A 21,711-nucleotide genomic window follows, 5' to 3' on the forward strand; every position below is an offset into this window, starting at 1 on the left:
AGGGATTGTCCAGCCGGGTTGTCGCACCGTCCATCTCGCGCGCCGGACGCGAAAAGGCCCGGCTCCGATTCCGGAAGCCGAGCCTTCGTCTGGCGTCGGGCGGGGTGTCAGGCTGCCCGGACCGACTCCAGAAACTTGCCGACCTCGTGCCGGAGGCGCTGGCTGTCGCCCGACAGCGACTGTGCCGCCGAGAGCACCTGCGAGGAAGCGGCGCCGGTCTCACTGGCGCCGCGCTGCACGTCGGTGATGTTGGCGGAGACCTGATGGGTGCCCCGCGCCGCCTGCTGCACGTTGCGAGAGATTTCCTGGGTCGCCGCGCCCTGCTCTTCCACGGCCGCCGCGATTGCCGAGGAGATCTCCGCCAGCCGTTCGATGGTGCCGCTGATTTCCTTGATCGCATTCACGGATTCCTGGGTCGCGCCCTGGATGCCGGTAATCTGCTGGCTGATTTCGCCGGTGGCCTTCGCCGTCTGTTCGGCGAGCGCCTTGACTTCGGAGGCCACGACGGCAAAGCCGCGGCCAGCGTCACCGGCGCGGGCCGCCTCGATGGTGGCGTTGAGCGCGAGCAGATTGGTCTGGCCGGCGATGGTGTTGATGAGCTCGACCACGTCGCCGATCCGGCTCGCCGCCTTGGACAATTCGCTGACCCGGTCGTTGGTGACGCGGGCCTGGCCGACCGCGTCGGTCGCCATCCGCGCCGATTCCTGCACCTGGCGGCCGATCTCGGTGACCGAGGAGGAAAGCTCTTCGGTTGCCGACGCCACCGACTGCACGTTGGCGGAGGCTTCTCCGGAAGCCGAGGCGACGGCCGATGTCAGCGTCTGCGAGCGCTCGGCGGTCGCCGACAGCGTGCCGGCGGAAGCTTCGAGTTGTGTCGAGGCCGACGATACCGTCTGCACGATCTCGCCGATCACGTTTTCAAAATTGCGGGTAATGCCGTCGACCCGCCGGCCGCGCTCGATCTTGGCTTCGGCATCGGCGGCTGCAGCCTCGTCGGCGGCCTTCTTGGCGATCAAAGCTTCCTTGAACACCTGCAAGGTATCAGCCATGACGCCGATTTCCGTCTTCTCGCCCTGATGCGGCACGTCGGTGCTCAAATCGCCCTTGCCGAGCGCTTGCATCGGCGTGACGATCGAGGCAATGCCGATCGAGACGTCGCGAACCAGAAAAGCGCTGATGCCGGCGCCGACCATTACGGCTGCGCCGAGGATCAAGCCCAGCATCGCGAGCGCGGCGGTATAGCTGTCGGCCGCTTCCCTTGCCGCCTTGTCTGCGCCGGCATTGTTCAGGTCGATGCTCTTCTTCAGCACGGCGTCGGCATCGAGCCCGATCTTGTTGACGGTCGTGGTATTCAGGTCATGTGCTTCGGTCGGAGTCTTGCCGGCCGCCTTGCGCGAAAGTTCCATTACCTCCTGGGTGCCTTTCTTGTAGCTCTCCCACAGCCTGACCCATTCGCTGTATAGCGCGCGCTCTTCCGGCGACGTGATCAGCGGCTCATAGGCGGCGCGGATCTTGGAATTGCTTTCGACGACGCTGGCGAGCGTCTTCTCCATCGCAAGCTTCTCTTCCAGCGTCTCGGATAGCATGTGCTCGCGGATCACGTTGCGGTAGGTGATGACGCCGGCGCGCAGGTCACCTAGCACGCGCACGCTGGGCAGCCAGTTCGTGGAGATGTCGACCGTGTTGGCGTTGATGGCGTGCATGTTGCGGACGGCCAGCAGACCCATGCCCGTCATCGCGACGAGCAGGAAGGCAACCACGGCGATGATCTTGGTGCGGATCGAATAGCGGGCGAGCATGGACGGAATCTCTTGGTTTTGGACGCGCTGGGACGCGCCGGATGGGAAAAGGCGGAAGGTTCAAAAGAGGATGCCTTGCCCACATCAAAACCGATGCGTCCTCAAGTAGAGTTAACGAGCGGTGGTAAAAATACCGAGGCGGTCCGACGTGCTCGCGACCTGAGCGCTGACGAAGCGATCAGCGCATCAGCTTCAGCGCATCGGAAAAAAATTCGGGTCCGCCGAAATTGCCCGATTTCAGTGCAAGCAGCATTTCGCCATTGCCGGTGCCCACGGCACGTAAAACCGGCACTCCTGCAGCGATTTCCTCGCCAACGAGGAAGCCCGGAATGCGCAGGCGGTCGACGACGGCGCCTGAAGTTTCACCACCCGCGACCACCAATCGCCGCACGCCGGACTGCACGAGGCCTTCCGCGACATCGGCCATCGCCTGCTCGATGGCATGTCCGGCTGCATCACGGCCATGCCGAGATTGCAGAGCTGCAACCTGGTCCGGCGTCGAGCTGCTGGCGATCAGGACCGGACCCTCGGTGATTCGCGCGCTCGCCCACGCCAGCGCGCGGCGGGCCTCATTGGGTCCGGCGATGATCTGCTCGGGATCGAGATGCAGGACGGCCATCGTCTTTTCGGCGTTGGCGATCTGCGCCAGGGTCGCCTGCGAGCAGCTTCCGGCAAGGCACGCTGCCGGTCCGCCGACCGGTGCGCCGATTGCCGCGCCCGCGTCGGCCGCTTTGACCTTGCCGGTGGCGATCAGCGCCCGGGCGAGGCCAAGGCCGATGCCGGACGCGCCGACCGACAGCCGATGGTCGAGGGCCACGCTGCCGATGGTTTCGAGGTCGCGGTCGAACACGGCATCGATGATAACAGCGCCAACGCCGTTTCTTGCGAGATCAGCCAAGCGTTCCCGAACCGCCGCCGCGCCGCGCGACAGCGGCGCGAGATCGACCAGGCCGACCTTGGTCCGGCTCTGCCGCGCCAGCACCCGCACCAGATTGGAATCGTGCATCGGGTTGAGCGGATGATCCTTCAGCGGGCTTTCGTTCAGCGGAACGGCGCCGACGAACAGATTGCCCTGATAGACGGTGCGGCCGGTTTCCGGAAAGGCCGGCGTCACCAGCACGATCGCATCGCCGCAATCGGCACGCAGCGCATCCATCACGGGGCCGATATTGCCGGCATCGGTGGAATCGAAGGTCGAGCAGATCTTGAACAGCACATGGTCCGCGCCGCGGCCGCGCAGCCATTTGTCTGCCGCCCGCGAGCGATCAACCGCGACCTTTGCGTCGATAGAGCGGCTCTTGAGCGAGACCACGACTGCATCGACCTCCGGCAGCGCCAGATCGTCCGGCGGCACGCCGATCGTCTGCACCGTGCGCAGGCCCTGGCGGGTCAGCGTGTTGGCGAGATCGGAAGCGCCAGTGTAATCGTCGGCAATGCAGCCCAGAGACAGTTTCACGATTTTGCTCCGGCATAGGGCCTGAACCAACCGAGGCCATCGGTAGTCTTGCCGCGCGGGTTATATTCACAGCCGACGAAGCCGCCATAGCCGAGCCGGTCGAGCTCGGCGAACAGGAACGGATAGTTCAGCTCCTCGCCATCAGGCTCGTTGCGCGAGGGGATGCTGGCGATCTGGACATGGCCTGTGATCGGCATCATCTCGCGCAGCCGCATGGTGACGTCGCCGTGGATGATCTGGCAGTGATAGATGTCGAACTGCAGTTTGAGGTTCGAGATCTTCAATTCGGTGATCAGGTCGCGCGCGAAGCCAAAGTCGTTCAGGAAATAGCCGGGCACGTTGCGCGGATTGATCGGCTCGATCACGACGTCGAGGCCATGCGGGGCATAGAATTCGGCCGCCCATGCCACCGATTTGTAAAACTGCTCCACCGCCTTCGTGTTGCTGCGGTCCGCGATGCCTGCCATCAGATGCAGCCGCTTGACGCCGGTCGCTTTCGCATAAGGCAGCGCCGTCTCGAGGCTGCGCTTCAAATCGTCAAAGCGCTCCGGCAGCGCGGCAAAACCTTTCTCGCCGGCATCCCAGTTCCCCGGCGGCAGGTTGAACAGCGCCTGCGTCAGGCCGTTCTGCTTGAGCCGTTCGCCGACGGCGTCTGCCGGATGATCATAGGGAAACAGGAATTCGACCGCGGCAAATCCCGCTCTTGCCGCTGCGTCGAAACGGTCGAGGAACGGCACCTCGGTGAACATCATGGAGAGATTGGCGGCAAAACGCGGCATCGAGCGTTCCCTTCCTATTCTGTTTACTTCGGCTCGCCCGGCAGGTGCGTGCCGGTGACGCGGGCATACATCCGCGCGACCGAGGCGTCGTCGTCGCGGCCCATGCCGGCGGCGGCCGTCATCAAGAACATCTGCAGCGCGGCGGCCGAGACCGGCACCGGGAACTTCTGCGAACGCGCCATGTCCTGGATGATGCCGAGATCTTTGACGAAAATCTCCACCGCGCTGCGCGGCGAATAATCGCCGTCGAGCACATGCGGCATGCGGTTCTCGAACATCCAGGAATTGCCGGCGGACGCCGTGATCACTTCGTACACTTTCCGGATATCGAGGCCCTGCTTGGCGGCGAAGGCGATCGCTTCGGAAGCCGCGGCGATGTGCACGCCGGCGAGCAACTGGTTGATCATCTTGAATGCGGCCCCCTGGCCCGCTTCGTCGCCAAGCTCGTAGAGTTTCGCGGCCATCGCGTCGAGCGCCGGGCGGGCCTTGGCAAAGGCCGCTGGACTGCCCGATGCAAGGATCGTGAGTTCGCCCTGGGCTGCGCGCTGCGCGCCGCCGGAAATCGGCGCGTCGAGGTAGTGGCGGCCGGTTATTTCCAACTGCTTGGCGAGCCGGCGCGCAATGTCGGGATCCATGGTGGCGGAGGAAATGAATACCGCGCCCTTCACCAAAGTTTCCGCAACGCCACCCGAGCCGAACAGGATGGTCTCGGTCTGGGCGGCATTGACGACGACGCTGACGACGATATCGGCTGATTTCGCCGCTTCCGCCGGCGTAGCGGCGCCCTTGCCGCCTTCGGCGACGAACCGCTTCACTATGTCAGCCGAGACGTCACAGCCGGTGACCTCAAGCCCGGCACGGCGTAGCGAGGTCGCCATGCCATAGCCCATCGAGCCCAGCCCGATGACGGCAACGCGCGGTTTGGTGGATTCTGGCATGCGGCGGTCCCTCGAAATTTCTTGGCAACTTTGCTTCTGGGTATCACGGCTTGGCCGCGCTGCCAAAGCGTGAGACAAGACAAAAACGGGATGCCGCCGGGAATATTGACATGAGCGAAACTGGGATACGCGAGGAAATCTGCCGTCTCGGCCGCTCGCTGTTCGAGCGCGGGCTGACGCCGGGCTCGTCGGGCAATATCAGCGTGAAACTCGACGATGGCGGCTGGCTGGTGACGCCGACCAACGCCTCGCTCGGCTTTCTGGACCCTGCCCGGATGTCGCGGCTCGGGCCCGATGGGCGGCTGGTTTCGGGCGATGCACCGACCAAGGAAGTGCCGCTGCATACCGCGCTCTACCAGACCCGCAGCGCGGCGCGTGCGATCGTGCATCTGCATTCGACCCATTCAGTGGCGCTCTCGATGCTGCCCGAGATCGACCCGCGCGCCGCTCTGCCGCCGATGACACCTTATTATCTGATGAAATGCGGGCAGACGGCGCTTCTGCCGTATTACCGTCCCGGCGATCCCGCCGTGGCGGACGCGATCAAGGGGCTGGCGGGAAAATATTCGTCTGTGCTGCTGGCCAATCATGGGCCGGTAGTGTCAGGCGACACGCTGGAAGCGGCGGTGTTCGCCATGGAGGAACTTGAAGAGACGGCGAAGCTCTACCTGCTGCTGCGCGGGCTGAATCCGCGGTATCTGTCGCCGGAACAGGTGAAGGATTTGACTAAGGTGTTCGGGCTGGTGCTGCCGGAGCATGGGCACGATTGATTAAGGCGGTCATTCCGCGGCGATGCGCAGCATCGAACCCGGAATCTCGAGATTCCGGGTCTGGTGCTTCGGACCATCCCGGAATGACCACATCGACAGCACCGTAGGATGGGTAGAGCGAAGCGAAACCCATCATCTCTACGCGCGATGAATTGATGGGTTTCGCTTCGCTCTACCCATCCTACGGCATCATAGCCCTAGATACGCCTTGCGCACATCCGGATTGACGGCAATCTCCGCGGCGCTGCCCTGCATCAGCACGCGCCCCGTCTGCAGGATGTAGGCGCGGTCGGCGATTTCGAGGCATTCGGACATGCGCTGCTCGACGATCAGCACGGTCATGCCGGCGTCGCGGATGCGCTTCACCGCCTGGAAAATTTCATCGACCAGTTTCGGCATGATGCCCTGCGACGGTTCGTCCAGCATCAGAAGCCTTGGCCGTGTCATTAGGGCGCGGCCGATTGCCAGCATCTGCTGCTCGCCGCCGGAAAGCGTTTCGGCGCGCTGCTCAAGCCGCTCCTGCAGCCGCGGGAACAGCTTGAAGACGAGATCAAGCGGTGCTTCGCGGTTCGCCTCGCTGCGATAGAGGTAGCTGCCGAGCCTGAGATTGTCGCGCACCGAGAGGCGCGGAAACAGCCTTCGGTTCTCCGGCACATAGGCGATGCCACGTGAGGTGATGACGTGCTGCGCCATGCCGTCGATGCGGATGCCGTCGAACGTCACGGTGCCGGAGCGCGGCCGCTCCGCGCCGGCGATCGATTTCAGCAGCGTCGACTTGCCGGCGCCATTGGCGCCGGCGACGCAGACGATCTCGCCCTTTGCCACCTCGATCGAGACCGAGGAGATCGCGACCAGGCCCTGATAGGCGGTGGTGACTTCATGCACTGAGAGCATGACGGTCTCCCAGATAGGCGGTGATGACTTTCGGATCGCGGACGACGTCGGCAGGCTTGCCCTCGACCAGCACCTTGCCGAGATCGAGCACGATGGCGCGGTCGACCAGCGGCATCACGATTTCCATGACGTGCTCGACCATCAGCACGGTGATGCCGCTGTCGCGCACCTTGCGCACCAGTTCGACGCCGGTCTTGGCTTCGACGGGCGTCAGGCCGGTGAGCACCTCGTCCAGCAGCAGCAATTTCGGTTCGGTCGCGAGCGCCCGCGCCACCTCGAGCCGGCGCTTCTCGGACGGGACCAGATCGCTGGCGAGCACGTCGGCGCGCGGGCCGAGACCGCAGAATTCCAGCACCTGATGCGCCTTGCGGCGGGCGTCGCGCATCACGGTGGTGCGGACCAGCGCGCCGACGATCACGTTGTCGATCACCGTCATGGTCTCGAAACTCTTGACCACCTGAAAGGTGCGGCCGATGCCGCGCTGGCAACGCTCGGCGGCCGGCAACGCAGTGACATCCTCGCCGTTGAAAATGATCGAGCCTTGCGTGGGCGGCAGCACGCCCGCGATCAGATTGAACAGCGTCGACTTGCCGGCGCCGTTCGGGCCGATCAGGCCGACGATCTCGCCGCGCCCGACCGAGATCGAAACGTCGCTGTTGGCGACCAGGCCGCCGAAGCGCTGCCAGACGCCGCGGGTTTCCAGAAGCGGCGCTGTCATCGGACCGCCTCCTTGCGCTTGGACGAAAGCCGCCCGGCGAGGTGCTTGAATGAGAACAGCCCGATCAGCCCCTGCGGCCGTGCCAGCGAGATCGCGATAATGAGACCGCCATAGACGATCAGGTCGATACCTTTGCCGGAGCCGCCGACATAGGACCGCGTCAATTCGGTGAGCGGGATCAGGATCACCGCGCCCAGCATCGGCCCCCACAGCGTGCCGATGCCGCCGAGCACCGCGGGCAACGCCATCAACAGCGAGAACTGAAAGCCCATGACGCTCTCGGGATCGATAAAGTAGACGAACTGCGCATAGAAGCTGCCGCCGACCGCGACCAGGAATGCCGACACCGCCGCCGCTCCCATCTTGGAATTGAACACGTCGACGCCAAGGCTTTCAGCGGCTTCCGGATTGTCCTTTACCGCACGCCACCAATAGCCCCATTTGGAATCTTCCAGCCACCAGGTGACCAACCAGGCGACGCAGGCCAGCACCAGCGCGAAGTAGAAGTACGGCAGCTTGCTGCGCGGGAACTGGAATTTCAGCCAACTATCGCCACGCGCCGGGATTTCGATCCCCATCGCAGCACCGGCCCAATCCCAGTTGTGAAAAAGCAGCAAGCCGATCTCGGCAATGACGATGGTAGCGATGACGAAGTAGTGTCCGCGCAGCCGAAAACAGGGATAGCCGAGCGCCATCGCGATGAGTGCGGAGATCACGCCGCCGCCGAGCATGCCGAACCATGGCAGCACGCCGAACTTGGTGAACAGCAGCGCAGTCGTGTAGGCCCCAATTCCGAAGTAGAGCGCGTGGCCAAGCGAGATCTGCCCGCAATAGCCGGAAAGGATGTTCCAGCTTTGCGACAACGCACCCCACATCAGTGTCAGCACCATGATGTTCTGGACGTAAACGTCTTTGACGAACAGCGGGACGGTGGCCGCAATCGCGGCAAGAACAACGGCGACGATGAGGTCGCGGCGGCGGCGTTCTGCGAAAGCGGTATCCATCACATCGATCCGAACAGGCCGCGCGGCCGGACAAAAACCACAAGGAGATAGACGGCATAGATGCCGACCGCCTTGAGCGACGGCGGCAGCAACATGGCGGTCGTGGCCTCGACGAGGCCGACGATTATGCCGCCGGCGAAGGCGCCGAACACGCTGCCAAAGCCGCCGAGCGCCACCGTCACATAGGCGATCAGCGCAAACGAGGCGCCGACATCGGGATAGATGTAGAAGAATATCGCCATGACCGCGCCGGCGAGGCCGACCAGCGCCGCGCCGAGGCCCCAGCCCAGCGCAAACACCTTGTTCTTGTCGATACCGACCAGCGCCACCGCGCCGGCGTCCTCGCGGGTCGCTTCCAACGCGCGGCCGAAATCGGTACGGTTGATGAAGAGATAGAGCGCGCCAAAAGCGGCAATCGCCACCAGCGCCCCGACCAATTGCGGCACAGGCAGGTAGATCCCGGCGATCGACACGGTTTTGCCGCCGAGCCAGGAATGCGTGACGCTGCGATAGTCAGGCGTGAAGAAATATTGTGCCAGGCCGCGCATGACGATGGCGAGGCCAAAGGTCGAGAAGATCTGCACCATGCCGGCATTGGCTTTCGCGCGCACGGCAAAGCGTACGATCAACAGATAGACCACGGCCCCAAATACGAACAGCGCTGCAGCGACCAGCGGCGCCGACAGCAACGGATCGATCGCAAAGAACGCGAACAGGAAGAAGGTCGCGTACATCGCGATCATCAGGAACTCGCCATGGGCGAAGTTCACGACGTCCATCAGCCCGAAGATCAGCGCGAGGCCGACGGCGATGAGGCCGTAGAGCAGCCCCATGAGGAGGCCGCTCGCCAGGCTTTGGATGATGGTTTCGGCGGTCATGGAGTTAGTCCCTGGCCCAGGCGTCTGAGTTCGTCATTGCGAGGAGCAAAGCGACGAAGCAATCCATCTCTCCTCATGCGCGGCACGATGGATTGCTTCGCTTCGCTCGCAATGACGGAACGGGCGGAATTCTTCGAAACGGTCATTTCCCCACCCCGCGTTCGACGTCGCTTATTTCATCGGCCAGACGGCTTCGGCGATGGCGGCTTGCGGCGGAAAGATGGTGACGAATTTGCCGCCGATATATTGCAACAGCACCGGGTCGGCGTCGTTGTTCTGGCCCATCTCGTCGAACTTGACGCGCTTCCAGGGCATGATGGTCTGCTCGCCCGGAATGTCGGTAGCGACCAGCGCCTCGCGGATCTTCTCGCCGTCGGTCGACTTGGCACGGTTGATGGCGTCCGCCATCACCAGCAGGCCCATAAACTGGCGCGAGGTGAGGTCGTTGAAATCCTTGCCCGACTTCTCCTTGAACATGGCATTGATCTTGCCGACCATCGGCCGCTTGGCGGCGAGATCGAGCGAGAAGCTGCCGCGCGAGATCACGCCTTCCAGCTTGTCGCCGACCGCGTCATAGAGCGCCTTTTCGGAGAAGCCGGCGTCCTGCGCCACGATCGCGTTCGGCTTGTAGCCGAGCTCGGCCATGGTCTTGACCAGCAGGATGCCGTCGGTGGTGTAGCTCGAGGGCATCAAGACGTCGGCGTTCGCGGTCTTGAGCTGCTGTACCTCCGCCGACAGCGACGGCGAGTTGGAGCGATATTTGATGTCGGAGACGACCTTGTAGCCGCGATCGGCGGCGAGCTTGAGCTGGGTGTTGGCGGAGTCGGTGCCGAAGATGGTGTCTTCGTGGAACAGCGCCAGCGTGTCGATCTTGACGCCCTTCTTCTTCATGGCATCGAAGAAGTTGAACATCGCGGCCGAGAACATCTCGTCATGGGGCGCGGCACGGAAATAGAATTTGAGGCCGCGGCGGTGCAGGCTCGGCGAGGAATTATCAGCCGAAATGAACGGGATCTGGTAACGCTCGCAGATCTGGCTGACAGTCACGGCAACCGCGCTCTGATAGGTGCCGACGACGGCGCAGACCTTTTCCTGGGTGATCAGCCGCTCGGTTTCGGCGCGGCCTTTCTGCGGATCGGCCTGATGATCAGCGAAGACGAGGCGGACCTTGGCGCCGCCGAGGCCGGGCAATCCCTCGCCTTTCGCCAGCGGCAGATCGAAATCATGGTCCTTGTTGATGATGTCGAGCGCGGTCTCGAACGACTTCTGCGCGTCGACGCCCATCTGCGCGCTGGCGCCGGAGAACGGATAGATCACACCGATCACGACCTCGGACGTCTGCGCGCGGGCTGCGACGGGTCCGAGCGCCGCGGCAGCGGTCGCTCCAAGCAGTACGTTTCGGCGCGTGATATTCATGGCGATATCCTCTGTTGGATCAGCAACTATCGATGAAACGGTTGACGGTTACGGTAAAGCCTCAATGCACGGCACGGCCTGCATCAAAGCACGGCAAGCTCTTTGTTCATAAGATCAGTCACCAGCATCAGCCCGGGCGAATGCGTGATCGCGAACGGCAGCTTCGCGGCCTGGATCACCGATTGCGGCGTAACCCCGCACGCCCAGAACACCGGGATTTCGTCGGCCGCAATCGGCACCGCGTCACCATAATCGGGCTTGTTGATGTCGGCGATGCCGATCGAGTGCGGATGGCCAAGATGAACCGGCGCGCCGTGCACGGCGGGAAAGCGCGAAGTGACCTGCACCGCGCGGATGGCATCCGCCGGCTTGAACGGGCGCATCGACACCACCATGGGACCTGCGAACGGACCCGCCGGGGTGCAGGCGATGTTGGTGCGGTACATCGGCACGCGCAGCTTGCGCTCGATGTGGCGGATCGGCAGGCCGTCCGCCAGCAGCGCTTCCTCGAACGAGTAGGAACAGCCGATGACAAAGGCGACGAGATCGTCGCGCCAATGCGCCATGATGTCGGTCGGCTCTTCCATCACCTCACCGTCACGCCAGACGCGGTAGCGCGGCAGGTCGGTGCGGATGTCGAGGTCGGTGCCGAGCGCCGGAATGCGGGGGTCGCCGACATCGGACATGCCGATGATCGGGCACGGCTTGGGATTGAGCTGGCAGAAGCGATGGAAGGCAGCGGCGAGTTTTTCCGGCAGGATCGCGAGATTACCCTGGACGTAGCCGTTGGCGACGCCCGCCGTGGTGGCGGCCATGCCGGTCCGGCAGGCATGTCGGGCCGCCACGCTCGGCGATAAATCCGCCGTATCGTGCTCCTGTCGTTCGTCCCTCGCCAAGCTGGTCATCGTTGATCCCCGCTTCCATTCTTATCGACATCTACTCCGGCATATGGCTAAGATAAAGTCTAATCGTCTTTTCTAATTAGATTTAATAAGGCATGCTTATCAAGCTGCAGGCAGAGGGTGCATGACTGATTTCAAGGCAATTGAGACTTTCATGTGGGTGGTGACGCTCGGCAGCTTTCGCGGCGCCGCCCAGAAGCTCAACACGACCCAGCCCGCGATCTCGCAGCGGATCGCGCAGCTCGAACGCGAAGTCGGCGTGAAACTTCTGCAGCGCGATCGCCGCATGGTGCTGCCGACGCCGAGCGGACGGCAATTGATGGTCTATGCCGAGAAGCTGATCGGGCTGCGGTCGGAGATGCTGGCCGTGGTCGGCGACCGCTCGGCGATGCGCGGCGTGCTGCGGCTCGGCGTTGCGGAAACCATCGTGCACACCTGGCTGCCGCAACTGATCAAGAGCGTCAACCATGCCTACCCGAACCTCTCGCTCGAGATCGAGGTCGACATCACCTCGAATTTGCGCAACCGGCTGCTTGCGCAGGAAATTGAGCTTGCCTTCGTGCTCGGGCCGCTGACGGCGCCGATGGTCAACAACCGGGCGCTGTGTGATTATCCGGTGGGCTTCACGGCCAGCCCCTCGCTCGGCCTCGGCAAGCAGGAGCTGACACTGCACGATCTGGCGAAATTTCCGATCATCACCTTCTCGCGCCGAACCCAGCCGTATGAAATCGTGCGTTCCCTGTTCAACCGCCCTGACCTGCCGCCGATCCGGCTGCATGCCAGCGCATCGCTTGCAACCGTCATCCACATGGCGATCGAAGGCCTCGGCATTGCCCTGATACCGACCGCGATCGTCGAGGACGACATGGCGAGCGGGCGGCTGCAATTGCTGTCGACCAACCTGCAATTGGCGCCGCTGACGTTTTCGGCAAGCTGGCTCGCCTCCCCCGACACGGTCGCGGTGGAACGCGTGGTCGAAATCGCCGCCAGCCTGGCGCGTGGCGGCGTCATTGTTGACGCGCCGCCGCAGGCGCGTCATTGAAGCGGCTCGTCTTGCGTCTTGTTGTCCGGAAATAGCCCATGACCAAAATCGGATCCAACCTGCAGATCGATTCCGCCCGGCTGTGGGGGACGATTCACGAAACCGCCAAATTCGGCGCCACGCCGAAAGGCGGCGTTCGTCGCCTGACGCTGGGGCCCGAGGACAAGCAGGTGCGCGACTGGTTCCACAAGGCCTGCGAGGCAGCCGGGCTTGAGGTTCATGTCGACGCACTGGGTTCGATGTTCGGCCTGCGCAAGGGCCGCGACATGTCGAAGGCTCCGATCGGCCTCGGCTCGCATCTCGATACGCAACCGACCGGCGGAAAATATGACGGCGTGCTCGGCACGCTGGCCGCGCTGGAGGTGGTGCGTACACTTAATGATGCCGGAATCGAAACCGAAACGCCGATCTGCATCTGCAACTGGACCAACGAGGAAGGCTCCCGCTTTGCGCCAGCGATGATGGCGTCCGCGGCTTACGTCGGCGATTTCACCACGGACGACATTTTGTCGCGCAAGGACGCCGAGGGCATCACCGTGGCGCAGGCTTTGGACAGCATCGGCTATCGCGGGGCGACGGCGGTAGGTACGCAGAAATTTTCCGGCTTTGTCGAGCTGCACATCGAACAGGGACCGATTTTAGAGGCTGAGAACAAGACCATCGGCGTGGTCGATTCCGGCCAGGGAGTTCTCTGGTACGACGGCAAGATCACCGGCTTCGAAAGCCACGCCGGCTCGACACCGATGCCGCTGCGGCGCGACGCGCTGGCGACGCTGTCGGAAATCGTGCTGGCGATGGAGAATATCGCCAAGAAGCATGGGCCGAAGGCGGTCGGAACCATCGGCGAGGCCGTGATCGCCAATCCCTCGCGCAACGTCATTCCGGGCGAGATCGCCTTCACCGTGGACTGCCGCAGCGCGGACGACGCCATCATGGATGCGCTGGACAGGGATCTGCGCGCGGCAATTGCCGAGATCGCGGCGCGGCGCAAGGTCGAGGTGCAGTTCGATCTGATCTGGCGCAAGCCGCCGACGCATTTCGATCCCAAGCTCGTGGATGCCGTGGAGAACGCCGCCAAGATGCTCGGCTACTCCCATCGCCGCATCACCTCCGGCGCCGGCCACGATGCCTGCAACCTCAACACGGTGATGCCGGCGGCGATGGTGTTCGTGCCCTGCAAGGACGGTATCAGCCATAACGAGCTGGAAGACGCCACCCAGGCCGACTGCGCCGCCGGCGCCAACGTGCTGATGCATACCGTGCTAGCGCTGGCCGGCGTCGCATCCTGACAATCAAGAACAAGGGGGAAAACCGTGCGCGGAGTTTTTGTCGACGCCAATGAATCGCTCGCCGTGATCTTCGAGCGGCTGGAACAGCCCGGCGATCCCGAGGTGCGAATCAACCGCAATCCCGACATCACGTCAGATCAGTATCCCCAAATACTCGACGGCGCCGAGATCGCCATCGTCGATCACACCGCGCTGCCGACCGATATCGCGAAGAAATGCACGGGCCTGAAGCACGTGGTGTTTCTCGGCACCGGCGCGCGCAGCTACATGAACCCGGAAGAGCTCGCAGAACTTGGGGTTCAGGTGCACCTGATCAAGGGCTATGGCGACACGGCGGTCGCCGAATGCGCTGTTGCGCTGATGTGGGAAGGCGCGCGCGGACTTGCGAAAATGGACCGCGGCATCCGCGCCGGCAACTGGCTGCGCGACGACGGCATGCAACTGACCGGCAAGACGCTTGGACTGATCGGCTTTGGCGGGATCGCAGCCGAAGTCGCGCGGATTGCACTCGGTTCGGGCATGCGCGTCATCGCCTGGAACCGGTCGCCAAAGAAATATCCGAAGGTGGAATTTGTCGATCTCGACGAGCTGCTGGGCGGGAGCGACGTGATCTCGATTCACCTCCTGCTCAATGATGAGACGCGCGGCATGGTCTCGCGCGCCTGCATCGAGGCGATGAAGCCCGGTGTCATCCTCGTCAACACTGCGCGCGGCGCCATCGTCGACGAGGAAGCGATGATCGATGCGCTGCAATCGGGCCAGATCCGCCATGCCGGGCTCGACGTGTTCAACATCGAGCCGCTGCCGGCGGATCACCCGCTGACAAAGCTGCCCAACGTGACGCTGTCGGCGCATTCCGCGTTCCGCACGCCGGAAGCCAGCGAGAACCTGATGCGCGCGGCCTGGGAGCACTGCCGAAGGATTGCGAAGCGGTAAACTCTCCCCTCGTCCCGGGCAAACCACCGGGTCGCGCGAATGCGCGCCCGATGACAGGCTCCGCGCGACCCGGGACCCCTAACCACCGACGGTTATGTTGCGACGGCTGGAGCCACAGCCGACGCAAGCAATGAACGACCGCGGTTATGGGTCCCTGCGTTCGCATTGCGTTCGCAGGGACGACGATACGAAAATCAATCCAACATCTCCGCTACCGCCTTGCCGCACGCGGTCGTGTCGGCGTTGCCGCCGAGATCCCGCGTGCGCAAGGTTCGCTCGGCGAGCGTGCGCTCGATGGCCCCGACGATGGATTCGGCGGCTGCCTTTTCGCCGAGATGCTCCATCATCATCGCGCCCGACCAGATCATGCCGATCGGGTTGGCAATCCCCTGCCCTGCAATATCGGGCGCCGAGCCGTGCACCGGCTCGAACACCGACGGGAAATTGCCTTCCGGGTTGATGTTGCCTGAGGGCGCGATGCCGATGGTGCCGGTGCAGGCGGGTCCGAGATCGGAGAGGATGTCGCCGAACAGGTTGGAGCCGACCACGACGTCGAACCAATCCGGATGCAGCACGAAGTTCGCGGTGAGGATATCGATGTGGTACTTGTCCCACTTCACATCAGGGTACTTCTTCGCCATCGCCTCCACGCGCTCGTCCCAATAGGGCATGGTGATCGAGATACCGTTGGACTTGGTCGCCGAGGTCAGATGCTTATTCGGCCGCGATTGCGCGAGATCGAACGCGAATTTCAGGATGCGGTCGACGCCGGTGCGGGTCATCACGGTCTGTTGCGTCACGAATTCGCGGTCGGTGTCGGGGAACATGCGGCCGCCGACGGAGGAATATTCGCCCTCGGTATTCTCGCGCACCACCCAGAAATCGATATCGCCGGGCTTGCGGCCCGCGAGTGGCGACGACACACCCGGCATCAGCCGCACCGGACGCAGGTTGACATATTGGTCGAACTCGCGGCGGAACTTGATCAGCGAGCCCCACAGGGAAACATGATCCGGGATTTTCGCAGGCCAGCCGACCGCGCCGAAATAGATCGCGTCATGCTTACCGATCCTCGCTTTCCAGTCCTCCGGCATCATCTCGCCGTGCTTTTCGTAATAGTCCCAGGACGCGAAATCGAAATGATCGAACTGCACGGAGAGGCCATGCCTCTTTGCTGCCGTCTCCAGCACACGCAGGCCCTCGGGCATCACTTCCTTGCCGATGCCATCGCCGGGAATGACCGCGACACGATATTGTTTCTTGCTCATCCGCTGCTTGTCCTTAAGAGGTTGCTGCCGCGCCAGCGGCCAAATGCGATGATCCTGCAATGGACCAAACTTGGGCGCGGCGCAACGCTGCAGTGCAATGTTGACCGCAACGGCCTCATCCGCCTACCAATTTCGCAAGGAACTCCCCCGTCTCCTTCAAGCCAAGCGAGCAATTTCCATGGATCTGCACCTGCGCGGCAAGCGCGTCCTGATTACCGGCGCCTCCAAGGGCATTGGCGCGGCCGCTGCCGAGGCTTTTGCCGAGGAAGGGGCCGACGTCATGCTGGCCGCCCGCAACGGCGAACTATTGAAGGCGCTGGCCGAACGGCTGCGCTCGGCGCACCAGATCGGCGCTACCGCTCATGTCGTGGACCTGCGCAAGGCTGAGGATATCGCGAGACTCGCGAAGGAAGCCGCCGAGATCGACATTCTCGTCAATAATGCCGGCGATATTCCCGGCGGCTCGCTTGAGAAGATCGATGAGCCAACCTGGCGTCATGCCTGGGAATTGAAGGTGTTCGGCTACATCAATCTCACCCGTGCGATCTACGCCCAGATGAAGGCACGCGGCGGCGGCGTCATCGTCAACGACATCGGTGCGGCCGGAGAAAAGTTCGACGCAAACTACATCTGCGGCAGCGCCGGCAACGCCGCGCTGATGGCGTTCACCCGCGCGCTTGGCGGCAAAAGCCTCACCGACAATATCCGCGTGGTCGGCATCAATCCCGGCCCCGTCGGCACCGATCGTCACATCACGCTGCTGAAAACGCGGGCGAAGAATCAGTTCGGCGACGAGAGCCGCTACAGGGAATTCCAGAACGGCCTGCCGCTCGGACGCCCCGCGCATCCGCGCGAGATTGGCGATCTCATGGCGTTCCTGGCATCGGACAGGTCGGGGTATACGTCGGGGGTGATCTTTACCGTGGACGGCGGGCACACGTCGGGGTGGAGCTAGACGCGTCAGTCACCACCGTCATTGCGAGCGAAGCGAAGCAATCCATAGCGCCACAAGTGGAGGCATGGATTTGCTTCGTCCGTTCCCTCCTTGCAATGACGACGGGGCTCTCAACCCGTCGTCCGTTCAAACAACTGTCGGATCAGCGTCGTGATCCTGCCCCTCGGCGACATCATCTCGTACAGGATAGTGAAATGATTGGCGCCGGAAATTTCCTCGTACGTTAGCGGCAAGCCATAGCGGGCGCGGTGTCCTGCGAAGTCGGCGGTCTGCTTGCGCAACAGCGGCAGCTCGGCGCTGCCGACGACCAGCGACAGCGGCTTTAACGGGCCGCCTTCTTGCATCATCGGGGAATTGCGGCGTGACGCCGCCTCATCGGCCTTCAGTTTCTCATTGAGATAGGAATGGCGGATCGGTTCGAGATCGTAGATGCCCGAGATAGCCATGCCTGCTCTCACCTTTGGATGCGACAGCGCCATCGCGGTCAGGTGCCCGCCGGCGGACCAGCCCGATACCACAATGCCGCCGGGAGCGGCGCCCAGCGCCGGCAGTTGTTCGATGAGGTAGTCGATGCCGGCATGAATTTCGGCTACAATGTCGTCCAGCGTCGCCTCCGGCGCCAGCGTGTAACCGATCAGGGCCACGTTGATGCCATGCGCCATCGGCCCTTCAGCGATGACGGTGAAAACCTCCTTCGCCCGCGCCTGCCAGTAACCGCCGTGAATGAACAGCAGCGTCGGCGCATTCTCCACCGCCTTCAAGAAATCAATCCGGTTGCGCTCGCGCGAGCCATACCGCAGGTCGATATGATCGGGATAGCGCTTGCGCAACTCGGCGGAGCGCTGTTCCCAGCCGGCAACCATTTCGGCGCTACCGGACACGGCAACGCCATTGTTGAGGCCGAGGTCGCGTTCCTGTTGACTCATCGCGCGCCAGTCCAGCGCTGAAAACAGTGTCGTCATGCAATATCTCCGGTCGGCCACAACTTCCATGCGTTTCCACTTTGCCGGAAAATGTTCTACAGCACCATCTGCGACCAACAAACGCAAAATGAGCAGGAGAGTAGCGACGTGGCTGATCAGGGGCTGGTGCGTGACACGGCGGTAGCCATTGTCGGCAAGCTGAAATCGGGTGAAGTCACCCCGCTGGACCTGCTCGACGTGCTGGAAAAACGGATTGCCGAGGTCGACGGCCAGGTCAACGCGCTGCCGACGCTGTGCTTCGATCGCGCGCGTAAGCATGCCACCGTGCTGATGAACAAGCCGATCACCGAGCGCGGCCTGCTCGCCGGCCTTCCAATCCCGATCAAAGACCTGACCAACGTCGCCGGCGTGCTGACGACGCAGGGTTCGCCGATTTACAAGGATACGATTCCCGCAAAATCCGACATCCTGGTCGAGCATCTCGAAAACAATGGCGGGGTGATCTACGCCAAGTCGAACACGCCGGAGTTCGGTGCCGGCGCCAACACCTTCAATGAAGTGTTCGGCCCGACCCGCAATCCCTGGGACATTTCGCGCTCCGCGGCCGGCTCGTCGGGCGGCGCGGCGGCCGCGCTCGCGACCGGCACGGCGTGGCTCGCGCATGGCTCCGACATGGGCGGCAGCTTGCGCAACCCTGCAAGCTTCTGCGGCATCGTCGGATTACGGCCAAGCATCGGCCGCGTCGCGCATACGGTGTCGGCAGCCGTCGACCGCAATCTCGGCGTCCACGGCCCGATGGCGCGCAATGTCGAAGACGTGGCGCTGCTGCTCGATGCCATGAGCGGCGAGCATCGCGGCGATCCGCTGTCGCTGCCGGTGCTGCCGGGTTCGTTCCTGTCCGCGGCACGCTCGGGCAGCAAGCCGAAGCGCGTCGCCTATTCGCCCGATCTCGGCATCACGCCGGTCGACACCGAAGTCGCCGCGATCACCCGCAAGGCGGCGCAGCGCTTTGCCGAGGCTGGCGCCATTGTCGAGGAAGCCCATCCCGACCTGCGCGAGGCTCATGAATGCTTCCATGTGCTGCGCGCGTTCGACTTCGCGCTTTCCAAGGCGGCATTGCTGCGCAGCAAGCGCGACCTGCTCAAGCCCGAAGTGATCTGGAACATCGAGGAAGGCCTCAAGCTGACGGTCGAGCAGCTCGAACGCGCCGAAGCGCAGCGCGTCGCGATGTCTGCGCGCACGCTGGAATTTTTCGACAAATACGATCTGTTGCTTTGCCCCGCCACGATCGTGCCGCCCTTTCCGGTCGAAAACCGCTACGTCACGGAGTGCGGCGGCAAGAAGTTCGACAATTATGTCGAGTGGCTCGGCATCGTCTATGCGATCACGCTGGTGTGCTGCCCCGCGCTGTCGTTGCCCTGTGGATTTACGGCTTCCGGCTTGCCGGTCGGACTGCAGGTCGTGGCACCGCCGCGCGGCGAGGCGCAGTTGCTTGCCGGAGCGAAGGTACTCGAGGACATTCTCGGTATCCGCGGTACGACGCCGATCGACCCACGGGCGCCCAAGTAATTTTGATTTGACAAAACATCGTCACCATCTCGCGCCGCCCACTCTCTTTGGTTCGGGTCCGGGAACCCGGCGTAGGTATCGCCGTTACCCATGGTTCTGAATCGGCGAATTGATCCGTCCAAAGGGATCGCACGTCGCCCCCTTGGAGACGAATCATGACCGATCAAGCCGTCAAAGCCGCCGACGATCATTTCGACATCCAGGACGTCGAACGACGGGTCAAGGCGATCTTCATCGGCTCGGTCGGCAATCTCGTCGAATGGTACGATTTCTACGCCTATACCGCCTTTGCGCTGTATTTCGCGCCGGCCTTCTTTCCAAACAGCGATCCGGTGGTGCAGCAGCTCAACGCCGCGGTGCTGTTCGCAGCGACCTTCCTGATGCGCCCGCTCGGCGGCTGGCTCTTCGGTTTCATCGCCGACCGTTACGGAAGGCGGCTGTCGCTGACGCTGTCGGTCGTCTTCATGTGCTTCGGCTCACTGATCATCGCGGTGACGCCGACCTATGCCACGATCGGGTTTGCTGCTCCCGCCGTTCTGGCGCTGGCGCGCATCATCGAAGGCCTGAGCCTCGGCGGCGAATACGGCGCCAGCGCGACCTATCTGACCGAAGTCGCCGATCCCCGGCACCGCGGCTTCTATTCGAGCTTCCAGTATGTGACGTTGATCGGAGGCCAGCTCACCGCCATCATGGTGCTGTTGCTCTTGCAAAAGGTGTTCTTGACGCCCGAACAATTGAAGGACTGGGGCTGGCGAATTCCGTTCGTGATCGGCGCCCTGCTCGCGGTTGTTGCCGCCGTGATGCGGCGTAACCTGCATGAGACCGAGGCGTTCGAGGAAGCCAAGAAGGTGATCAAGCCGACCGGCTCGATCCGCGGCCTTCTGAAATATCCGCGCGAGCTGTTGCTGGTGGTTGGCCTCACCGCCGGAGGTACCGCGGCGTTCTATACCTTCACCACCTACATGCAGACCTTCGTCAAACTGTCCGTTGGACTGACCGAGGACCAGACCACTTACGTGATCTTCGGCTCGCTGATTTTCGCGACCCTGTTGCAGCCAATCTATGGCGGCCTGTCCGATCACATCGGCCGCAAGCCGCTGCTGATCTTCTTTGGGCTAGCCGGTACACTGTCGACGGTCCCGATCCTGACGACCTTGAAGGAAACCAAATCGCCGTTTGCAGCTTTCCTGCTGATCTGCGCCGCCTGGCTGTTCGTTGCGGGCTACACCTCGATCAACGCGGTGGTGAAGGCCGAACTGTTCCCGACCAACGTTCGCGCACTCGGTGTCGGCCTGCCCTATGCCATCACGGTATCGCTGTTCGGCGGCACCGCACCCGCGATTGCGCTCTATTTCAAGACGCTGGGACATGAGGACTGGTTCTACTATTATCTCAGCGGCATGATCTTCCTCTCGCTCATCATCTATGCCACGATGCGCGATACCAAGCATGCCTCGGCGATGCATCGCCACGAGTGACGGTTCAGATATGGCCGATGAGAACGAGCCGCCGCCGGAAAGCAAGCTGACGCGCAGCAAGCAGCGCTGGGCGCGCGAGGGAAAATTCCTTACCGGCAGGATATTGCGGCCGGAGCAAGCGCGGCTGCCGCCCGGCCAGCATCTGACCAGGGATTGGCCGACGCTCGACCTGGGGCTGACGCCGAACATCTCGCGCGAACGCTGGCGTCTCGACGTCTATGGCGCGGTCGAGAATCCTCTGTTCTGGGATTTCGTCCAGCTCACGGCCCAACCACAGAGCAGGTTCGTGTCCGACATCCACTGCGTCACGACCTGGTCGCGCTACGACAATCAGTGGGAGGGACTGGCGACGCGCGATCTCCTCGATGCCTGCCGGCCGCGCGAGGAAGCGCGCTTCGTGGTGCTGCATTCCCATGACGGCTACACCACCAACCTGGCGCTGGAAGATTTTGCCGCCGACGACGCACTGCTCGCCCATAGCTGGTCCGGCGCGCCGCTGGAGCAGGAGCATGGCGGCCCGGTACGGCTCGTGGTGCCGCATCTCTATTTCTGGAAAAGCGCGAAATGGCTGCAAAGCATCGAATTTCTCGCTGAGGACCAGCCGGGCTACTGGGAAGTCCGCGGCTATCACAACCGCGGCGACCCGTGGGCCGAGCAGAGATATTCAAGCGACTAGCACCAATCAGGGGGAGCAGCC

20 protein-coding genes are annotated in these 21,711 nt (G+C 63.1%); 8 read left to right on the forward strand and 12 right to left on the reverse strand.

Annotated elements, in window-relative coordinates; all coding sequences use genetic code 11:
* Positions 1-107: 107 nt before the first annotated feature.
* The 4 genes from HCN50_RS02170 to ltnD form a co-directional block, all read right to left on the reverse strand.
* Positions 108-1,799: a methyl-accepting chemotaxis protein gene (locus HCN50_RS02170; protein WP_171707956.1), complete on the reverse strand. Its 1,692-nt coding sequence runs from the start codon at positions 1,797-1,799 to the stop codon at positions 108-110.
* Positions 1,800-1,977: 178 nt separating this feature from the next.
* Positions 1,978-3,255: a 3-oxo-tetronate kinase gene (gene otnK / locus HCN50_RS02175; protein WP_171707957.1), complete on the reverse strand. Its 1,278-nt coding sequence runs from the start codon at positions 3,253-3,255 to the stop codon at positions 1,978-1,980.
* Positions 3,252-4,034: a 2-oxo-tetronate isomerase gene (gene otnI, locus HCN50_RS02180; RefSeq protein WP_171707958.1), complete on the reverse strand. Its 783-nt coding sequence runs from the start codon at positions 4,032-4,034 to the stop codon at positions 3,252-3,254. Before otnI ends, otnK begins: the two co-directional genes overlap by 4 nt.
* A gap of 23 nt (positions 4,035-4,057) precedes the next feature.
* A complete protein-coding gene (gene ltnD / locus HCN50_RS02185; protein ID WP_376700242.1) occupies positions 4,058-5,050 on the reverse strand; it encodes an L-threonate dehydrogenase in 993 nt (330 codons plus the stop codon).
* A gap of 32 nt (positions 5,051-5,082) precedes the next feature.
* On the opposite strand from ltnD, the gene otnC reads away from it, so the two are divergent.
* Positions 5,083-5,742, forward strand: a complete 660-nt coding sequence (gene otnC / locus HCN50_RS02190) for a 3-oxo-tetronate 4-phosphate decarboxylase (RefSeq protein WP_171707960.1) — start codon at positions 5,083-5,085, stop codon at positions 5,740-5,742.
* A 189-nt stretch (positions 5,743-5,931) separates the two neighbouring features.
* Here otnC and HCN50_RS02195 read toward each other — a convergent pair whose 3' ends face one another.
* From HCN50_RS02195 to HCN50_RS02220, 6 genes are all read right to left on the reverse strand, one after another.
* The gene (locus HCN50_RS02195) at positions 5,932-6,636 is read right to left on the reverse strand and encodes an ABC transporter ATP-binding protein (protein ID WP_171707961.1); all 705 of its coding nucleotides are present in this window, start codon (positions 6,634-6,636) and stop codon (positions 5,932-5,934) included.
* On the reverse strand, positions 6,620-7,354 hold the full coding sequence (locus tag HCN50_RS02200; RefSeq protein WP_171707962.1) for an ABC transporter ATP-binding protein: 735 nt from the start codon (positions 7,352-7,354) through the stop codon (positions 6,620-6,622). Before HCN50_RS02200 ends, HCN50_RS02195 begins: the two co-directional genes overlap by 17 nt.
* Positions 7,351-8,358: a branched-chain amino acid ABC transporter permease gene (locus tag HCN50_RS02205; RefSeq protein ID WP_171707963.1), complete on the reverse strand. Its 1,008-nt coding sequence runs from the start codon at positions 8,356-8,358 to the stop codon at positions 7,351-7,353. The genes HCN50_RS02200 and HCN50_RS02205 overlap by 4 nt, the downstream gene beginning before the upstream one ends.
* Positions 8,358-9,236 carry a branched-chain amino acid ABC transporter permease gene (locus HCN50_RS02210; RefSeq protein WP_171707964.1) on the reverse strand — a complete coding sequence of 293 codons (879 nt, stop codon included), beginning with the start codon at positions 9,234-9,236 and terminating at the stop codon, positions 8,358-8,360. The genes HCN50_RS02205 and HCN50_RS02210 overlap by 1 nt, the downstream gene beginning before the upstream one ends.
* Before the next feature lie 171 nt (positions 9,237-9,407).
* Positions 9,408-10,652 (reverse strand): ABC transporter substrate-binding protein, encoded by a 1,245-nt coding sequence (locus HCN50_RS02215; protein WP_171707965.1) that lies wholly within the window; start codon positions 10,650-10,652, stop codon positions 9,408-9,410.
* An 83-nt stretch (positions 10,653-10,735) separates the two neighbouring features.
* On the reverse strand, positions 10,736-11,557 hold the full coding sequence (locus HCN50_RS02220) for a putative hydro-lyase (RefSeq protein ID WP_171707966.1): 822 nt from the start codon (positions 11,555-11,557) through the stop codon (positions 10,736-10,738).
* Positions 11,558-11,678: 121 nt separating this feature from the next.
* Here HCN50_RS02220 and HCN50_RS02225 point away from each other — a divergent pair, with 121 nt between their 5' ends.
* From HCN50_RS02225 to HCN50_RS02235, 3 genes are read left to right on the forward strand one after another with little or no spacing between them, the layout of a single operon-like run.
* Entirely contained in the window at positions 11,679-12,596 is a 918-nt protein-coding gene (locus tag HCN50_RS02225; protein ID WP_171707967.1) for a LysR family transcriptional regulator, read from the forward strand.
* Positions 12,597-12,634: 38 nt separating this feature from the next.
* Complete coding sequence (locus HCN50_RS02230) at positions 12,635-13,885, forward strand: Zn-dependent hydrolase (protein ID WP_171707968.1); 1,251 nt, start codon at positions 12,635-12,637, stop codon at positions 13,883-13,885.
* 24 nt (positions 13,886-13,909) lie between these two features.
* A complete protein-coding gene (locus HCN50_RS02235; protein WP_171707969.1) occupies positions 13,910-14,821 on the forward strand; it encodes an NAD(P)-dependent oxidoreductase in 912 nt (303 codons plus the stop codon).
* A gap of 194 nt (positions 14,822-15,015) precedes the next feature.
* Here the strand turns inward: HCN50_RS02235 and HCN50_RS02240 are convergent, their stop codons facing one another.
* Complete coding sequence (locus HCN50_RS02240; RefSeq protein WP_171707970.1) at positions 15,016-16,089, reverse strand: tartrate dehydrogenase; 1,074 nt, start codon at positions 16,087-16,089, stop codon at positions 15,016-15,018.
* Between the two features lie 178 nt (positions 16,090-16,267).
* Between HCN50_RS02240 and HCN50_RS02245 the strand changes: the two genes are divergently transcribed.
* Complete coding sequence (locus HCN50_RS02245) at positions 16,268-17,044, forward strand: SDR family oxidoreductase (RefSeq protein ID WP_171707971.1); 777 nt, start codon at positions 16,268-16,270, stop codon at positions 17,042-17,044.
* Positions 17,045-17,154: 110 nt separating this feature from the next.
* On the opposite strand, the gene HCN50_RS02250 is transcribed toward HCN50_RS02245, so the two are convergent.
* Positions 17,155-18,006 carry an alpha/beta hydrolase gene (locus HCN50_RS02250; RefSeq protein WP_171707972.1) on the reverse strand — a complete coding sequence of 284 codons (852 nt, stop codon included), beginning with the start codon at positions 18,004-18,006 and terminating at the stop codon, positions 17,155-17,157.
* A gap of 108 nt (positions 18,007-18,114) precedes the next feature.
* Between HCN50_RS02250 and HCN50_RS02255 the strand changes: the two genes are divergently transcribed.
* From HCN50_RS02255 to HCN50_RS02265, 3 genes are all read left to right on the forward strand, one after another.
* Positions 18,115-19,536 (forward strand): amidase, encoded by a 1,422-nt coding sequence (locus HCN50_RS02255; RefSeq protein ID WP_311966961.1) that lies wholly within the window; start codon positions 18,115-18,117, stop codon positions 19,534-19,536.
* A 155-nt stretch (positions 19,537-19,691) separates the two neighbouring features.
* A complete protein-coding gene (locus HCN50_RS02260; protein WP_171707974.1) occupies positions 19,692-21,014 on the forward strand; it encodes an MFS transporter in 1,323 nt (440 codons plus the stop codon).
* A gap of 10 nt (positions 21,015-21,024) precedes the next feature.
* Positions 21,025-21,690: a sulfite oxidase-like oxidoreductase gene (locus tag HCN50_RS02265; RefSeq protein ID WP_171707975.1), complete on the forward strand. Its 666-nt coding sequence runs from the start codon at positions 21,025-21,027 to the stop codon at positions 21,688-21,690.
* Positions 21,691-21,711 lie beyond the last annotated feature (21 nt).

The organism is Bradyrhizobium archetypum, from assembly GCF_013114835.1.
GTDB lineage: Bacteria > Pseudomonadota > Alphaproteobacteria > Rhizobiales > Xanthobacteraceae > Bradyrhizobium > Bradyrhizobium archetypum.

Bases quoted from the DNA above. Each gene is read 5' to 3' on its own strand.
- HCN50_RS02245 (WP_171707971.1), top strand. From the start codon at position 16,268: ATGGATCTGCACCTGCGCGGCAAGCGCGTCCTGATTACCGGCGCCTCC.
- HCN50_RS02200 (WP_171707962.1), bottom strand. From the start codon at position 7,354: ATGACAGCGCCGCTTCTGGAAACCCGCGGCGTCTGGCAGCGCTTCGGC.
- HCN50_RS02210 (WP_171707964.1), bottom strand. From the start codon at position 9,236: ATGACCGCCGAAACCATCATCCAAAGCCTGGCGAGCGGCCTCCTCATG.
- HCN50_RS02215 (WP_171707965.1), bottom strand. From the start codon at position 10,652: ATGAATATCACGCGCCGAAACGTACTGCTTGGAGCGACCGCTGCCGCG.
- HCN50_RS02220 (WP_171707966.1), bottom strand. From the start codon at position 11,557: ATGACCAGCTTGGCGAGGGACGAACGACAGGAGCACGATACGGCGGAT.
- HCN50_RS02195 (WP_171707961.1), bottom strand. From the start codon at position 6,636: ATGCTCTCAGTGCATGAAGTCACCACCGCCTATCAGGGCCTGGTCGCG.
- otnI (WP_171707958.1), bottom strand. From the start codon at position 4,034: ATGCCGCGTTTTGCCGCCAATCTCTCCATGATGTTCACCGAGGTGCCG.
- HCN50_RS02250 (WP_171707972.1), bottom strand. From the start codon at position 18,006: ATGACGACACTGTTTTCAGCGCTGGACTGGCGCGCGATGAGTCAACAG.
- otnC (WP_171707960.1), top strand. From the start codon at position 5,083: ATGAGCGAAACTGGGATACGCGAGGAAATCTGCCGTCTCGGCCGCTCG.
- HCN50_RS02170 (WP_171707956.1), bottom strand. From the start codon at position 1,799: ATGCTCGCCCGCTATTCGATCCGCACCAAGATCATCGCCGTGGTTGCC.
- HCN50_RS02240 (WP_171707970.1), bottom strand. From the start codon at position 16,089: ATGAGCAAGAAACAATATCGTGTCGCGGTCATTCCCGGCGATGGCATC.
- HCN50_RS02260 (WP_171707974.1), top strand. From the start codon at position 19,692: ATGACCGATCAAGCCGTCAAAGCCGCCGACGATCATTTCGACATCCAG.
- HCN50_RS02230 (WP_171707968.1), top strand. From the start codon at position 12,635: ATGACCAAAATCGGATCCAACCTGCAGATCGATTCCGCCCGGCTGTGG.
- HCN50_RS02225 (WP_171707967.1), top strand. From the start codon at position 11,679: ATGACTGATTTCAAGGCAATTGAGACTTTCATGTGGGTGGTGACGCTC.
- HCN50_RS02265 (WP_171707975.1), top strand. From the start codon at position 21,025: ATGGCCGATGAGAACGAGCCGCCGCCGGAAAGCAAGCTGACGCGCAGC.
- HCN50_RS02205 (WP_171707963.1), bottom strand. From the start codon at position 8,358: ATGGATACCGCTTTCGCAGAACGCCGCCGCCGCGACCTCATCGTCGCC.